The sequence below is a fragment of the Lentzea xerophila genome (assembly GCF_051094245.1).
In the GTDB taxonomy this organism is placed as follows: Bacteria; Actinomycetota; Actinomycetes; order Mycobacteriales; family Pseudonocardiaceae; genus Lentzea; species Lentzea xerophila.
Window position 1 is genome coordinate 737,724 of the sequence record NZ_CP194934.1, and the last position, 13,721, is coordinate 751,444.

The window sequence follows — 13,721 nt, forward strand, 5'->3', positions numbered from 1 at the left end:
TCTCTCACTTCGAGTAGGCCGGAGGCCGCCATATGTGAAGCAAGTCCCCCTCTCCAAGGGCTACGTCGCCCTCGTCGATGACGAGGACTTTGAGCTGGTAAGTGCGCACCGGTGGTGCGTCGTGATGCCAGGCAAGAACGTGTACGCAGTGCGGAAGGTCCGGCGGGGCGACGGCAGCTGGACAAACCAGTCCTTGCACCGGTTCCTGCTGGATGCCGGCCCCGGCGAACGGGTGGGCCACCTCGATGGCGACGGACTGAACTGTGCTCGAACCAACCTGCGTCGGGTGTCCCGCAGCGAAAGTTCCTACAACGCTTGCCGAACCCGCGGTCACGGTCGCCAGAGCAACAACAAGTCAGGCTTCATCGGTGTGAGCTGGGATGCTCGCCTCGGAAAGTGGCGGGCCCAGATCCAGGTTGCCGGCCAGAAGAAGCACCTCGGCCACCACCCCACTGCCGAGGATGCCGCCCGAGCTCGAGACCGCGCTGCGATCGAGCTTCACGGCGAGCTGGCTGTGTTGAACTTCCCTGGGGGACTCTCGTGACTGACACCCTCTCCCTCTTCGACGACCAGGCCGACGATGTGACAGGTGTACTCGGGATGTCGGGTAGGCAGCCTGCAGCGGGCAAGCTCGCGCTGTTCGAGTACTCCGGCCGGCAGGTCCGCACCGTCCAGGTGGACGGAGAGCCTTGGTTCGTCGCGGCAGACGTCTGCGCCGCTCTTGACATCGCCAACGTCAGCAACGCGCTCTCCCGTCTGGACGAGGACGAGAAGGGTTCCATCCGTCTGGCGGAGGGAACCTCCGGCAACCCGAACCGCTCGATCGTGAACGAGTCGGGGCTCTACACACTGATCCTTCGTTCGGACAAGCCGGATGCGAAGCCGTTCAAGCGATGGGTCACGCACGAGGTTCTGCCGCAGATCCGGAAGACCGGCGGCTACGGTGTGCCGGCTCTCCCGGACATGAGCACCCCGAGTGGACAGCTTGAGGTGCTCGACCGCTGGCGTGCCGCGGTTGCGCTGACAGTAGAGCAGGCGCGAGAACTCGAGGCTGCGAAGCCGAAGGCCGACGCCTTCGATGCCTACATGGATGCCGAGAATGCCCTTGGCATGGGCGCGGTGGCGAACCAGTTGGGCCTCGGTCGCAACATCATGATGCGTCAATTGCGTGACGCCGGCGTTCTACAGCGAGACAACCGCCCATATCAGCAGTACGCTCGCCACTTCAAGGTTGTTGCCGGCACGTACGAGGCACAGAACACAACCCATGCCACGTACACCACCTACGTCAGGCCGTCCGGCGTCGAACTGATCCGCAAGCGGTTGAGCTCGGCGGAAGCGGTGACCTTGAACGGCAGTAGCAGGGCGCAGTTGCCTGCGCCGGCACTTGACCAGGTGGCCGCTATGCGGTGAGGGAACTCCAACTGACCCGTGGTTACGCCGCCCTGGTCGACGAGTCGGACTGGGACCGTGTCTCGCAGATCAAGTGGCAGGCGCTGGTCCTGCGCAACACCGTGTACGGCGTCCGCACGGTTCGCCACGAGGGTAAGCAGGGGACTCAATACCTGCATCGGTTCTTGCTTGATGCCCCAAAGGGCCTCGAGGTCGACCACATCGACGGCAATGGGCTGAACAACCGTCGCAGCAACCTTCGATTGGGGACCAGAGCCGAAAACCGGCGCAACCGCCAGCGTCAGCGGCCGGGGCCAAGTGGGTACGTCGGCGTGCACTGGAACGCCCGCCTCGGCAAGTGGTGCGCTCAGATCAGGATCGACGGGAAGCGGAAGCATCTCGGCTACTTCATCGACCCCGCGCAGGCGGCCCGCGTGCGTGACGCCGCAGCCATCGAACTGCACGGTGAGTTCGCCTGGCTGAACTTTCCGGGAGGATCCCGTGTTTGATGTTCTCTCGCTCTTCGACTGCCCAGGCGACAACACGCTGACAACTGTCCCCAGCGAAGCGGACGGCGGGGCCCGTGTCGTGGTTCGTAGCTGTGGATGTTGTAGATGTGCTAAGTGTCGAACGCGTTCACCGCGCCCGTGCGTGCGCTCGAGGATGTTCCCGGAGATGCACGCAGCTGAATCGTCCGACCGAGGTCGAGGCATAGGACGGGAACGACGTCGGCCAGACGTCGTCCTCTCCCGTATTGAGGGGGGCGTCGGTGTTCTGGCCGCCGCCGGCGCCTCGCGCATTCAGCTGCCGGAGGCCGCCTCGGCACTGAACCAGGACACATAGATAGCAACGACCCTGCGCGATGTCCGATTATCGGGATAGTCGCCCAGCACGAAGAGGTGACCCTCCTCAACCTTGATCACTTCCCCGCCGGAGTGGCTAATGTCCTTGGGACGGGTCGGGTTGCCGACATCGAGGGTTGAGACTGTGACTGACATCCGATCATCTGCCTGCTGTGCACGTCGATCATTGTCACTCGAACAGGTGAACGTTTGACTGAAGGAACGTTTCTCAAGGCTGTCAAGATGCGGCAAGCATCAGCCTGACGCGCGGGTTGGATCCCTCACGACGAACATCTCCGACCCGTCCTCAGGGCGCCTGTTCGTGTACACGAAGCCGTGTTCGGTGTCGTAGGTGATGACACAGTTGAGCTGGTCCGTGATCTCTTTCAAGCGCTTGGCAAGCTGCAGCTGATCCGGCGTTACCTGCAGGCCAGCGGACCACCTCTTATAGGCCACCATCGCCTTGTAGTTGCGACCTTGGCGATGGGCGAGTTTCGTCGGCCACGGCCATGCCGGGAGCTCCCGGTCTTCGCTGCCCTCGGACTGCATCCTACGGATCGCGATGCTCACGCTCTGCTGGCGCACGTTGTACTTACGGGCGATGTCGCCCTGCGTCATGCCAGCCTCGAGGTGCTCGCGCAGCGTGTCGTCGTCCGGCAGCTTCCGTGGCCGTCCGCCAGTGCTCATGTCCCAACCCTCGTCTGAGTGGCGTGCCTTGGGCAGGCGCGTCGAGGCATCCTGCTTACCTGACATCTTGCTCACTCACAGGTTGCCACAACTTGTGGCTCTCCGCAATGGCTTCAAGTGGTCTGATCAGGCAAGCTTGGCAAAATTCGTTTGTTGTGACAACATCGTCCCAGCTAGTCGGTGGTGTCCTGGTAGGCCCAGAAGAACGCGTCCGGCGCCGGCGGCTGCGTCGTGATCGGGATCTGCGCCTCCATCGCCTGCAGCAGCCGGTCGGTCGGCACGTAAGCCTCGTCGATGAGCTCCGACCCGATCTTGAGCTGCATCGGGACCGTGATGATGTTGAACCGGCCGGCCAGGCGGGCCGGGAGTGACGCGGTCGAGTCGGTGACGACGGCTACTCGTGAGGACACGAACGAGAAGGTTAACGAAGCGTGATCGCGGTAGCCACGACCGATCGAAGGCAATTAGTGTGATCTACGCCTGGACGGTCGCTTTGCGTGTGCGGCGAACGCGCGCAGTGATCTTCGTGGAAAGGCGCTCCGCCAGACACAATCGGGTGACGCTCCTTCTTTGGAGTTGATCTACAAGCGTCAGGTTTACGCTGGAAAATGGCGCTGTTCCCGGTGGCGTGAGCACCCGTTTCGTCCACTGTCGACGCTGGTTGGCGGTACCAGCCCTGGGTAAGCTCGCACAATCTTCGGCCTGGTTGAGTGAGTAGGTGACCATGGGTGCAAAAGAGCAGGAACTAGTTCCGCTCCACGCCGGTTTCGACGTTGTATACCGTGGTTTTCATCGCCGTCAGGTCATCGAGCACATGGAGAATCTCGAGGAGCAGCTGCGCTTCACGAGCCTCGACCGGGCCGAAGCACTGGCGCAGGCGGCCGATTTGCGCAAGCTCCTGGAAATGGCGCGCCACGACCTCGAGGAGGCGCGCGCCAGGATCGAACGCCTGGAGACGACCTCGGGTTCACACGCGAGTGCCACCGAACGGATGCACCGCATGCTCCGCCTCGCCGAGGACGAGACCGCGGAGATGCACCTGCGGACCGAACGCGAGTGCGCCGACCTCCGCGCGCGCACCGAGGTCGAGCTGGCCGGACTCCGTGCCGAGGCCGAGCGCGAAGCCGCCGCCATGCGCGCGGAAGCCGAGTCCGAGCTCTACGCGGTCCGCCAGGACTGCGCCTCCCGCGCCGCGGCCATGGAACGGCGCGAGGTCGAGATGGAACGCCGGTGCGCCGACTTCGAAGCCCAGCACCGCCAGCGCGCCGACGAGGTGGAGCGCGAGTGCGCGGAGGCGGTCGCCCAGGCCCAGGCCGACGCGGACAGGTTGCTGCGGGAGACCGCGCTGCAGTGCAACTCGCTGGAGGCCGACTCCGAACGCAAGCGCGAGAAGGCACAGCACTTCTTCGAGCTCACCATGTCCCGCCGCCGCAACGAGGCCGCGCATCACCTGCAGGAGCAGGAAGCGCTGGCCCGCGCCCGCGCCGAGTTCGTGGTGAAGGTGGCGTGCCGCGAGGCGAACCGCCGTCTGGCCGAGGTAGCCGAACGCACCGATGAACTGCACGAGCTCCGCCGCGCCGTCCAGTCACAACTGTCCGCCGCCCGTACGGCGCTGTCCGCGGCCGCCGACCGCGTGGCCCCGGTGAAGATCCCGGAACAGGTGGCCGCGTCGTGAGGCGCTGGGCCCCACTGGCCCTCGGAGCGCTGATGGTGCCCGCGTCGGTGACGGCGTTCGGGTTCTCCGTGTACGGCGAGGAACTGGAGACGGCACTGTCGTCCTCACCGCCGCCACCCGCCGCCCCGGCGGGCCCGGTGCCGATCGCCGACTTCGTCGCGCCACTGCGGATGGAACCCGCGGCGCCGCAGGTGATGCCGGCGGCGGTGGCACAGCAGGCCGTGCGCGAGCTGTTCACGTCGCACTCGGTCAAGGGCATCACGTTCGCGCCCGGCACCGCGTCCCTCGTGGGCCGCGGCGAGGCCGTGCAACGGGAGTTGGCCAGCGTGTTACGCAACGCCACCGGCTCGGTGACGTTGGTGGCGCACGCGTGGAACGGCGAGACGGCGTCGCACCGCTGCGACGTGCTCGCGATGGAGAGAGCCGGCCTGGTGCGGCAGTACCTGGCCGAGCAGGGGGTGGACAGCGTCATCACCACACGGGTGATCGTGGATCCCGCGTGGGGCCCGCCCTCCGACTTCGGACCTCAGATCGAGGTCCTCGTCAGCTAGGAGCCTTCGCAATGGCAGGGGCAGTCGGGATCGTCTTCGGGCTGTGCGTGCTGTCCTTCACGTTGGGGGCGGCCCTGATGTACGTGTTGGTGCGACGCCGAGAGGACGCCGCCTCCGGCGAGCCCTCTCCCGGGGACGCGCCGGTGGAGCGAACGTGGGTGGAGAAGCCTGCGGCCGTAGAGCCGGCGCCGGACGACTACGACACGCGGCCGATCCACCGCAATCCCGTTGTGGGGTTGCCGCATCTGGAACCGGCGTTGGCGGTGTTCGCCGAGCCGGTGTCCGAGCCAGTGTCCGCACCAGTGTCTTCGCCGGTGGCGAAGCTTGTGGCGGAGGCGGGGCTGCCGGTGAAGCGGGATGTGGACCTGGGGCCTGTGGTTCCGGAGCCGGTCGATGAAGGTGGGCCGGCGCCTGGTGTCGAAGCCGGACCGAAGGTCGCCGAGGGCGGGCGAGCGCCGGTTGACGAGGACGGGCCGATGCCGGTCGCCGAGATCCGGCTGGAGCCGGTCGCGGAGGTTGGGTTGGAGCGCGTTGCCGACGTCGGGCCGGAGCCGGTCGCGGCAGTCGGGCTGGAACGAGTTGCCGAACTCGGGCTGGCGCCGGTCGCCGAGGTTGAGCCGGCGCCGCTCGCGGAGCCCGAAACTGTCGGTGCCGTTGGATACGATCAGGATGGGGATCTCGATCCCCCCATGGGGGAACTTGAAACCCCCGAACCAACCGTAGCGGCCGACACCGACACTTCTCAGTTGCCGCCGCTTGCCTCGCCCCAGCCCGTCGAGCACACGACGTGGGTGGAGCGGGAGGACTTCCGGCAGCGCTACCTGAGGACGTTCGAAGAGGTGCGCCGCAAGGCCGGCAGCAACTAGGACCGTCGGCCGTCCGCGCCCGGCCCCGGCGTTCGACGTGGGTAGCCGGTAGCGGACGCTGGGCGGTGACGCGGAACGACTGGTGCTCGTCAGGGCGTCCGGGTGACCGCTTCCGCGTCGATGGTCGCTGCCGGTGCTACGCACCTGCGGTGGCGCGCAACGAGCGTGCGCGCCGAAGTTCTGCGCGGCCGTCTTGCCAGCGGCGGTGACTGCTGCCGGTGACACGCGCCTGCCTCACGCCGAGAGCCCCAGCCGGGCCAACGCCGAACGGTGTCCGAAAACTCACCGGTACTGTCCGAAACCCGCCGGACCCCACCGGCCCCCTCCTGATATCAATCGATCATGACTTCCGCCCCTGATCGCACGGACCGCACGGACCGCACCGACCGCACGAAGCTCTTCCACGCCCTCCACCAGCCCGGCCCGCTCGCCCTCCCCAACGCCTGGGACGTCGCCTCCGCCCTCATCGTCGAGGCCGCAGGTGCCAAGGCCGTCGCCACCACGAGTGCCGGCGTGGCATGGAGCCTCGGCGCCCCGGACGGTGACGCGCTCGACCGGGACCTGGCGATCGCGCTCGTCGCCCGGATCGCGAAGGCGGTCGAGATCCCGGTGACCGCGGACATCGAGTCCGGTTTCGGCAAGGACGCGCGGGAGGTCGGTGAAACCGCGAGGGCCGTCAGCGAAGCGGGGGCGTCCGGTGTGAACATCGAGGACAGCCACAACCACAACCTGCGGGACGTGCGGGAGCAGGCGGACCGGCTCCGTGCGGCGCGCGAGGCAGCGCCGGACCTGTTCATCAACGCCCGGACTGACGTGTACCTGCGTGGAGTCGGCGAGCCGGAGAGCAGGCTGCAGCACACCATCGACCGCGCGCAGGCCTACCTGGAGGCGGGTGCGAGCGGCATCTTCGTGCCGGGGGTGACCGACCTCGAGACGATCAAGCAGCTGGCGCAGGCCATCGGCGCGCCGCTGAACGTGCTGGCCGGGCCGGGCGCGCCCGCGGTCGACGAACTGGCGACCGCGGGCGCGGCGAGGATCAGCGTCGGCACCGCGCTGGCGTCCGCGGCTTACGCGACAGCCAAGAAGGCGGCCGAAGAGTTGCTGACGAAGGGCACTTACGACAGCACCAGCGAGGGGCTGAGCTACGGCGAGCTCAACGCCCTCTTCAACAACTGAACTTCAAATACTGAACGCCGCTTCGGGCGTCAGAGAAGTACTAGTGCTTCTTGCCGCCGCGAAGCTTGCGCAGGAGCTGTTCGGCCTGCGCGCGCTTGCGCGGGTCCTGAGCCATCTGCCGTGCCTTGGACTGCAGCTTGTGGCCCTGCGGGCTGCGCAGGAACCTAGAGATCTTGTCCATGAACGAGGCCATCGGTCCTCCAGGTGTCCGTTTCGTCCATTTCAACGGACGAGACCGCACCTGGAGTTCCCCATGATCAGACCGGCGAAACGGTGATGCCCAACGCACCCGGACCCACGTGGGCGCCGATCGCCGAGCTGACCTGCGTCAACATGAACTGGCGGACGTTGGGCACGCGGCGCCGGAGGTTGCGCAGCAGGCGCGAAGCCTTCTCCTCGGCGTCGAAGTGCTCCACGGCGACGTCCACGGTGTCGGTGCCCGCGCGCTTGGTCGCGATGTCCAGCATCCGGTTGAGGGCGCGGTCGGCGCCGATCACCTTGTCCAGCGGGGTGATCTGGCCGTCGGCCATGGTCAGCAGCGGCTTCATCGACAGCACGCCGCCGACCAGTGCGGCGGCGGCACCGATGCGCCCGCCGCGGCGCAGGTATTCGAGCGTGTCGACGTAGATGAGTTCGGTGGACCTGTCGAAGCGGCGCCGCGCGGTCGCGAGCACTCTTTCGACGGCGCCGCCCGCCTCCGCCACCTTCGCGGCGGCCTGGACGGCGAAGCCGATGCTCATCCCGCAGGTGTGGGTGTCGATGACGTGTACTGGCACGCGGACCTGCGCGGCGGCGGTGCGGGCGGCCTCGACGGTCGCTGACTGGCGGCTCGACACGTGGATGGACACGATCGAGCGCACTCCCTGCGCGGCGAGCTCCGAGTACGTCCAGAAGAACGCGCCGGGATCGGGAGGAATCGTGGCCACGGGCACGTTCGACCGCATCGCCGAGACGAGCTCGGGAACCGGGATGCGGGACTCGTCGTCGGTCTGGTCGCCGATCCGCACCTGGATCTGGACCACTTCGATGCCGAGTTGATCAGTCAGCTGCGCCGGGAGGCATGCCGTGGAGTCAGTCACGATAGCTACTCGCCGGTACATGTCAGTGCAGCCTAGACCCCCGAATGGGGTAGGTCTCATATGGTGGCGTTAACGGGTGATAACTGTCACGCTAGCGGGGTGCTTGCTGCTGTTTGCAGGGGTGCTACTGGCGGGTAACATCCGGGTGATGGCAGGGTCGTGAACACCCGGCGGCGCAGTTCTACAGTCCTCTGCGTAAGCGTCGCCGCCCGTCCGCAGGAGGTCGAAGAGGACCTATGAACATTGTTGTCCTGGTCAAGCAGGTGCCTGACACCTGGTCCGAGCGCAAGCTCACCGACGCCGACCACACCCTTGACCGCGAATCCGCGGATGCTGTGCTCGACGAGATCAACGAGCGCGCCGTCGAAGAGGCCCTGCTGCTGCAGGAGGCCCACGGTGGCGAGGTCACCGTGATCGCGATGGGCCCCGATCGCGCCACCGACGCCATTCGCAAGGCGCTGTCGATGGGTGCGGACAAGGCGATCCACGTGAGCGACGAGGCGCTGCACGGCTCCGACTCGGTGGCCACGGCCAAGGTCCTCGCGAAGGCGATCGGCACGGTCGAGAACGTCGACCTGGTCATCGCGGGCAACGAGGCGACCGACGGTCGCGCGGGCGCCGTCCCGGCCATCGTCGCCGAGCTGCTCGGCCTGCCGCAGGTCACTCAGCTGCGCAAGGTCACCGTCGAGGGCACGACGATCAAGGGCGAGCGCGAGACCGACGAGGGCGTCGCGTTCCTCGAGGCAACGCTGCCCGCCGTGGTCTCCGTGACCGAGAAGATCAACGAGCCGCGCTACCCGTCCTTCAAGGGCATCATGGCCGCGAAGAAGAAGCCCGTCTCCACGCTCACCGTGGCGGACCTCGGCATCGACGCGTCCGAGGTCGGCCTGTCCGGCGCGTGGACCCAGGTGCTGGAGGCTTCCCCGAAGCCGCCGCGCAGCGCGGGTCAGCGCGTCGAGGACGGTGGCGACGGCGGATCCAAGATCGCCGAGTTCCTCGTCGGCCAGAAGCTCATCTGAGGGAGGGGAAATCATGTCTGAAGTACTGGTTCTGGTCGACCACGTCGACGGCGAGGTCAAGAAGGTCAGCTTCGAGCTGCTGACGGCCGCGCGTCGCCTCGGTACCCCGTCCGCCGTGGTCGTGGGCGCGCCCGGCACCGCGTCGAAGGTCCGCGAGTCGCTCGGCAAGTACGGCGCCGCGAAGGTCTACGCCGTCGAGTCCGACGACGCCGCCGGCTTCCTGGTGACCCCGAAGGTCGACGCGCTGGCCGCCCTCGCCCCGAACGCGTCCGCGGTGCTCCTCTCCGCGACCGTCGAGGGCAAGGAGGTCGCGGGTCGTCTCGCCGTGCGCATCGACTCCGGCTGGCTGGTCGACGTCGTGGACGTCGAGGCCGACGGCACCGGTGTGCAGTCCATCTTCGGTGGCGCGTTCGTCGTCAAGGCGAAGGTCAGCAAGGGCACCCCGGTCATCACCGTCCGCCCCGGCGGCATCGAGGCCGAGGAGTCGGCCGCGGACGCCGTCCTGGACGAGTCCGTCTCGGTGTCCGTGGACGCCGCCAAGGCCGCCCGCGTCACCTCGCGTGAGACCGTCGTCGGTGGCGACCGCCCGGAGCTGACCGAGGCCTCGGTCGTCGTCTCCGGTGGCCGCGGCGTCGGCTCGGCCGAGAAGTTCTCCGTCGTCGAGGAGCTCGCCGACTCGCTCGGTGCCGCCGTCGGTGCCTCGCGCGCCGCCGTCGACTCGGGCTACTACCCGCACCAGTTCCAGGTCGGGCAGACCGGTAAGACGGTCTCGCCGCAGCTGTACGTGGCGCTGGGCATCTCCGGTGCCATCCAGCACCGCGCGGGCATGCAGACCTCGAAGACGATCGTCGCGGTCAACAAGGACCCCGAGGCCCCGATCTTCGAGATCGCCGACTTCGGTGTGGTGGGCGACCTGTTCAACGTCGCGCCGCAGCTGACCGAGGACGTCAAGAAGCGCAAGGGCTGAGCATTTCCGCCCTGGTAAGGCCGTCCCGCCCTCGTGGCGGGGCGGCCTTTTTCGTCTCCGCTGTCCGTTTCCGATGCTAAGTGTCGTCAGGGATCTGTCAGGGCTTTCGCGAAGTCTGTCCCCATTCCAACCGATCGGAGGAGTCCAAGTGGGACAGCTCAAGCGTGTGGCGTCGGCGGCGCTCGGCCTCGTGATGGCCGCCGGTTTCATGACTCTCGCCGCGGCCCCGGCGTCTGCGGACCGGCCCTGCTCGCACCGTCAGCAGAAGCTCTACTTCATGGGTGAGAAGGACGCGAACTTCGGCGGCAGCGGCATCGTGACGCTGCTCAACTGCCACGCCACCAAGCGCAAGGCGAGCATCGACGTCTCGCGCGGCTTCGACCCCGCGTGCAAGAACATTCCGTTCGGCGAGACCCGCTCGTTCGAGTACAACCGGCTCAAGGGGCTCGCCGAGTACAACAAGCCGAAGTGGTGCTGAGTCCACGACACGCGACGCCCCTCCTCCGGGAGGGGCGTTTCTCACTGAGCGCGTCGAGCATGAGCTCAACTGCGACGGACAGACGGCGAAAGCCCTTCCCCGGCGAGCCGGGGAAGGGCTTTTCACTTGCAGCGGCTCAGATCCAGCGCATGTGCGTGGCCTGGTGGCACTCGAACTGGAAGACCGGCTTGCCCTTCTCGGTGAGGACGCCGTTCTCCAGGCACTTGTTCGAGAACTTGTTGCGGATCTGGAACTGGTCCGGGTTGTCCGCCAGCCGCTCGATGAACCAGATCTGGTTGCTGTCGTAGTGGCACGGGAACACGGTGACCTGGGTGTTGTTGTTGGTGTTCGCCGGAATGTCGAGGCAGTTGCCGTTGAACTTGATCTTCAGGGCATACTCGTTGTCGCCCCGCTTCTCCAGCGTGAACTTCTGGTTGGACAGGTTGTTGCAGTCCCACTGCACGACGGGTGCGCCGTTGGCCTGGTTGAAGCTGAGCACGTCCATGCACAGCCCGGACTGGACGTTCTTGAGGCTGATCACCACGGGGTTGACGATCGCCGAGGCCGGCTGGGCCGGCACGACGACCGCGGCGCAGGCGGCGAAGAACGCGACGAGTTTGCGAATCACGGTGATTTCCCTTCTACCGCTTGGTCTTCTTGACGGTGAACGTCGGCGCCGGGGCGTCGGCGGAGGCGGAGCGCGCCGCGATGGAGCTGCCCGAGGTCGTGGCGTAGGCGACGAGGATCTCGCCGAACTCGTTGCGGTAGCTCAACACCCAGTTGCCGTTGGACATCGCGACCGCACCGGCGTCGGTGTCCGAGGGCTCGGGGAAGTCGCTGCCGCGCACCAGGTTCCACGTGCGGTAGATCGCGCCGCCCGGGGTGGTGGTGCCCGTCTCGTAGATGTAGCGGTCCGTGCCGCGCGCGACGACGTAGGTGGTGCCGCCGGTCGAGGTCAGGATCGACGGCTGGCCGAGGAACGTCTTGTCGTGGATCTTGGTCCACGCGCCGGTCCAGGTGCCGTCCGTGCCCTGGCGCTTGGTGTAGACGCGGCCGTCGGTGCCGCGGGCCGCGAGCTGGATCGTGCCGTCGCGGGTGAGCGTGGCGGACGCGGCGGAGGCCAGGGTGGTGTCGCTGGGCTGGCCGAGCGCGGTCCAGCCGCCGACGAAGTTGCCGTTGCCGAAGTAGTTGGCGGTCCACGGCTGACCGTTGACGTCGGTGGCGATCACCACGATGGCGCCGTTGTCGGCGACGGCGGTCACCGCGCGGCCGGCGAACTTCGGCGTCGGGCCGGGAGTGGTGCCGGGGAACGAGGTGTAGCTCTTCACCCACGGGCGCAGCTCGGCGTTCGCCGTGTTCTGACCGCGGGTCCAGATGTCACCGTTCCCGTCGACGATGAACGCCGCGAGCAGGTTGTCCTTGCCCTTCACGACGGTCGGCGACGAGGCGGTGAAGCCGCCGAAGTCCTTGCCCACCGGGAAGAGCGCGTCCTTCGTGGGCTGCAGTGAGCTCAGGATCGACGAGTTCGTGCCGGACCCGAGGCCGAGCAGGCGGCCGTCCTCCTGGGTGGCGAGCGAGGCACCGCCGGTCAGGTTCTGCGACTGCGGGACCGTGTAGAGGTCGGTCGCGGTCGGGTCGACGAGGTCGCGCTGCTTCGCGTGGACGAGACCGCCCTGCGAGTCCACCCACAGGTGGTGCACACGGCCGTCGGAGGTCTGCACGAGGCTGGTGGCGCGGTCGAGGCCCTCGGTCAGGCCGGGGCGCTGCGGCACGGTGCCGCCCACCCACTTGCACGCGTCGGGCGCGCCGATGATCTTCCAGCCCTGGTTCCAGCCCCAGCCCAGGTACTTGCCGCCCTGCCAGGTGTTCGTCTCCGGTGCGAAGCGGTACCAGACGATCTGGTTGGGCTCGCTGCTCGGCGGGTGGTTCTCGAAACCGACGCCGTCCCTGGTGAAGCCGTAAAGGACGTCGGCGCCGACACCGATGATGCGCCAGTACATGTTCCAGCCGGCGCCGTCCGCCTTTACGGGCTGCGACCAGCGCTGCGAATCGGCGTGGTAGGTGAAGCGGTACATCCGGCCGTTGCTCTCACTGGGATTGCGCGCCCAGATCACGCCCTCACCGGACGTGAACACCTGGTCGAACCTGTTCCAGCCGGTGTCGAGGACCCGCTCCGACCACGTCCTCGTCGCCGTGTCGTACCTGGCCCACGTCAGCGTGCCGGCGTCGTCGACCTTGTAGAAGTCGCCTTTCGCATCGATTGAGATGCGGAAGCGCGCGGGCGTGTTGTTCCAGCCCGCCCAGGGCACCTGGATGATTTCCGGAGTGCCGTTGTTGTCGAAACTCGCGCCATTCCAGCGTCGCTTTTCGAGCCTTCCGTCGTGCACCGTGTAGATGGCGCCGTCGGGTCCTGCGATCATTGTCGCGTCAATCACCGCGGGGCCGAACACAGTCGGGTCCCACGGCGTGGCGCCCGTTTCCGGCTCGGCGTGCGGGTAGGCGCGGAAGTACTTGTCGCCCAATCCCGCGTAAACGGTCGCCGCGCTCTTGCACTGAATGGTCTCCGCGGCCACTGCCGCCGGAGCCGACTGGACGACTGTCAGCGCGGACGTCACCAGCGTGGCGCTGAGCAGCGCCATCTTGGTTCTGCGTGCATGACTGATGGCCATGACACCCCTCTGTCAGGTCATGTTCGAGATGGATCAACAAGGTTTGCGCTGCTGGCAAGATCGACATCTCGCCCCCAGATGCCCTGCGGCACGAAGTATGACCCGTGTGTCAACACTTGCGAATCCGTTGCGGTGTGATCAGGACCACCGGTCAATGTTGTAACGCAAACCTGTGCTTGCGCTGAGAGCTTCTGCGGCTTTACTGTCCGCTTACGGGGCAGTACGTCTGCCTTGACTGGGGTTCGGTCCGTCCGCTGGGGGAAGGTCCACGTGTTCAGGCTGCCGGGCGCTTTCGCGCGCCCTAATTTCGCACGCAACAA

The 13,721-nt window shown here is 67.0% G+C and carries 17 protein-coding genes; 10 read left to right on the forward strand and 7 right to left on the reverse strand.

Features of this window, described 5'->3' with window-relative positions; all coding sequences use genetic code 11:
* The first annotated feature begins 34 nt into the window (after positions 1-34).
* From ACRSBM_RS03665 to ACRSBM_RS03675, 3 genes are read left to right on the forward strand one after another with little or no spacing between them, the layout of a single operon-like run.
* Entirely contained in the window at positions 35-544 is a 510-nt protein-coding gene (locus ACRSBM_RS03665) for an AP2 domain-containing protein (RefSeq protein ID WP_434439742.1), read from the forward strand.
* Positions 541-1,413 carry a phage antirepressor gene (locus ACRSBM_RS03670; RefSeq protein WP_434439744.1) on the forward strand — a complete coding sequence of 291 codons (873 nt, stop codon included), beginning with the start codon at positions 541-543 and terminating at the stop codon, positions 1,411-1,413. The genes ACRSBM_RS03665 and ACRSBM_RS03670 overlap by 4 nt, the downstream gene beginning before the upstream one ends.
* On the forward strand, positions 1,410-1,901 hold the full coding sequence (locus ACRSBM_RS03675) for an HNH endonuclease (protein WP_434439746.1): 492 nt from the start codon (positions 1,410-1,412) through the stop codon (positions 1,899-1,901). Before ACRSBM_RS03670 ends, ACRSBM_RS03675 begins: the two co-directional genes overlap by 4 nt.
* A gap of 291 nt (positions 1,902-2,192) precedes the next feature.
* Here ACRSBM_RS03675 and ACRSBM_RS03680 read toward each other — a convergent pair whose 3' ends face one another.
* The 3 genes from ACRSBM_RS03680 to ACRSBM_RS03690 all read right to left on the reverse strand — a co-directional run bounded on the left by ACRSBM_RS03680 (position 2,193) and on the right by ACRSBM_RS03690 (position 3,331).
* Entirely contained in the window at positions 2,193-2,390 is a 198-nt protein-coding gene (locus ACRSBM_RS03680; RefSeq protein ID WP_434439748.1) for a hypothetical protein, read from the reverse strand.
* 99 nt (positions 2,391-2,489) lie between these two features.
* Entirely contained in the window at positions 2,490-2,921 is a 432-nt protein-coding gene (locus ACRSBM_RS03685) for a hypothetical protein (RefSeq protein ID WP_434439750.1), read from the reverse strand.
* 173 nt (positions 2,922-3,094) lie between these two features.
* Positions 3,095-3,331 (reverse strand): DegV family protein, encoded by a 237-nt coding sequence (locus ACRSBM_RS03690; protein WP_434439752.1) that lies wholly within the window; start codon positions 3,329-3,331, stop codon positions 3,095-3,097.
* A 404-nt stretch (positions 3,332-3,735) separates the two neighbouring features.
* On the opposite strand from ACRSBM_RS03690, the gene ACRSBM_RS03695 reads away from it, so the two are divergent.
* The 4 genes from ACRSBM_RS03695 (at position 3,736) to ACRSBM_RS03710 (ending at position 7,189) form a co-directional block, all read left to right on the forward strand.
* Entirely contained in the window at positions 3,736-4,596 is an 861-nt protein-coding gene (locus tag ACRSBM_RS03695; protein WP_434439754.1) for a hypothetical protein, read from the forward strand.
* Positions 4,593-5,147, forward strand: coding sequence for a hypothetical protein (locus ACRSBM_RS03700; RefSeq protein ID WP_434439756.1), 555 nt, complete (start codon positions 4,593-4,595; stop codon positions 5,145-5,147). Before ACRSBM_RS03695 ends, ACRSBM_RS03700 begins: the two co-directional genes overlap by 4 nt.
* An 11-nt stretch (positions 5,148-5,158) precedes the next feature.
* Positions 5,159-6,013 carry a hypothetical protein gene (locus ACRSBM_RS03705; protein WP_434439758.1) on the forward strand — a complete coding sequence of 285 codons (855 nt, stop codon included), beginning with the start codon at positions 5,159-5,161 and terminating at the stop codon, positions 6,011-6,013.
* A gap of 342 nt (positions 6,014-6,355) precedes the next feature.
* The gene (locus ACRSBM_RS03710) at positions 6,356-7,189 is read left to right on the forward strand and encodes an isocitrate lyase/PEP mutase family protein (protein ID WP_434439760.1); all 834 of its coding nucleotides are present in this window, start codon (positions 6,356-6,358) and stop codon (positions 7,187-7,189) included.
* Positions 7,190-7,229: 40 nt separating this feature from the next.
* Here ACRSBM_RS03710 and ACRSBM_RS03715 read toward each other — a convergent pair whose 3' ends face one another.
* Positions 7,230-7,370, reverse strand: a complete 141-nt coding sequence (locus ACRSBM_RS03715; protein ID WP_434439762.1) for a hypothetical protein — start codon at positions 7,368-7,370, stop codon at positions 7,230-7,232.
* 76 nt (positions 7,371-7,446) lie between these two features.
* A complete protein-coding gene (locus tag ACRSBM_RS03720) occupies positions 7,447-8,289 on the reverse strand; it encodes a DegV family protein (protein WP_434439763.1) in 843 nt (280 codons plus the stop codon).
* 215 nt (positions 8,290-8,504) lie between these two features.
* Here ACRSBM_RS03720 and ACRSBM_RS03725 point away from each other — a divergent pair, with 215 nt between their 5' ends.
* From ACRSBM_RS03725 to ACRSBM_RS03735, 3 genes are all read left to right on the forward strand, one after another.
* Entirely contained in the window at positions 8,505-9,287 is a 783-nt protein-coding gene (locus ACRSBM_RS03725; RefSeq protein WP_434439765.1) for an electron transfer flavoprotein subunit beta/FixA family protein, read from the forward strand.
* Positions 9,288-9,300: 13 nt separating this feature from the next.
* A complete protein-coding gene (locus tag ACRSBM_RS03730; RefSeq protein WP_434439767.1) occupies positions 9,301-10,254 on the forward strand; it encodes an electron transfer flavoprotein subunit alpha/FixB family protein in 954 nt (317 codons plus the stop codon).
* 148 nt (positions 10,255-10,402) lie between these two features.
* Entirely contained in the window at positions 10,403-10,732 is a 330-nt protein-coding gene (locus ACRSBM_RS03735; RefSeq protein ID WP_434439769.1) for a hypothetical protein, read from the forward strand.
* A 136-nt stretch (positions 10,733-10,868) separates the two neighbouring features.
* Here the strand turns inward: ACRSBM_RS03735 and ACRSBM_RS03740 are convergent, their stop codons facing one another.
* Both ACRSBM_RS03740 and ACRSBM_RS03745 read right to left on the reverse strand, forming a co-directional pair.
* Positions 10,869-11,360, reverse strand: coding sequence for an RICIN domain-containing protein (locus ACRSBM_RS03740; RefSeq protein WP_434439770.1), 492 nt, complete (start codon positions 11,358-11,360; stop codon positions 10,869-10,871).
* Positions 11,361-11,373: 13 nt separating this feature from the next.
* Positions 11,374-13,371 carry a tachylectin-related carbohydrate-binding protein gene (locus tag ACRSBM_RS03745; RefSeq protein ID WP_434439772.1) on the reverse strand — a complete coding sequence of 666 codons (1,998 nt, stop codon included), beginning with the start codon at positions 13,369-13,371 and terminating at the stop codon, positions 11,374-11,376.
* Between the last annotated feature and the right edge of the window lie 350 nt (positions 13,372-13,721).

Bases quoted from the DNA above. Each gene is read 5' to 3' on its own strand.
- ACRSBM_RS03715 (WP_434439762.1), bottom strand. From the start codon at position 7,370: ATGGACAAGATCTCTAGGTTCCTGCGCAGCCCGCAGGGCCACAAGCTG.
- ACRSBM_RS03705 (WP_434439758.1), top strand. From the start codon at position 5,159: ATGGCAGGGGCAGTCGGGATCGTCTTCGGGCTGTGCGTGCTGTCCTTC.
- ACRSBM_RS03720 (WP_434439763.1), bottom strand. From the start codon at position 8,289: ATGTACCGGCGAGTAGCTATCGTGACTGACTCCACGGCATGCCTCCCG.
- ACRSBM_RS03730 (WP_434439767.1), top strand. From the start codon at position 9,301: ATGTCTGAAGTACTGGTTCTGGTCGACCACGTCGACGGCGAGGTCAAG.
- ACRSBM_RS03695 (WP_434439754.1), top strand. From the start codon at position 3,736: ATGGAGAATCTCGAGGAGCAGCTGCGCTTCACGAGCCTCGACCGGGCC.
- ACRSBM_RS03680 (WP_434439748.1), bottom strand. From the start codon at position 2,390: ATGTCAGTCACAGTCTCAACCCTCGATGTCGGCAACCCGACCCGTCCC.
- ACRSBM_RS03710 (WP_434439760.1), top strand. From the start codon at position 6,356: ATGACTTCCGCCCCTGATCGCACGGACCGCACGGACCGCACCGACCGC.
- ACRSBM_RS03685 (WP_434439750.1), bottom strand. From the start codon at position 2,921: ATGAGCACTGGCGGACGGCCACGGAAGCTGCCGGACGACGACACGCTG.
- ACRSBM_RS03745 (WP_434439772.1), bottom strand. From the start codon at position 13,371: ATGGCGCTGCTCAGCGCCACGCTGGTGACGTCCGCGCTGACAGTCGTC.
- ACRSBM_RS03725 (WP_434439765.1), top strand. From the start codon at position 8,505: ATGAACATTGTTGTCCTGGTCAAGCAGGTGCCTGACACCTGGTCCGAG.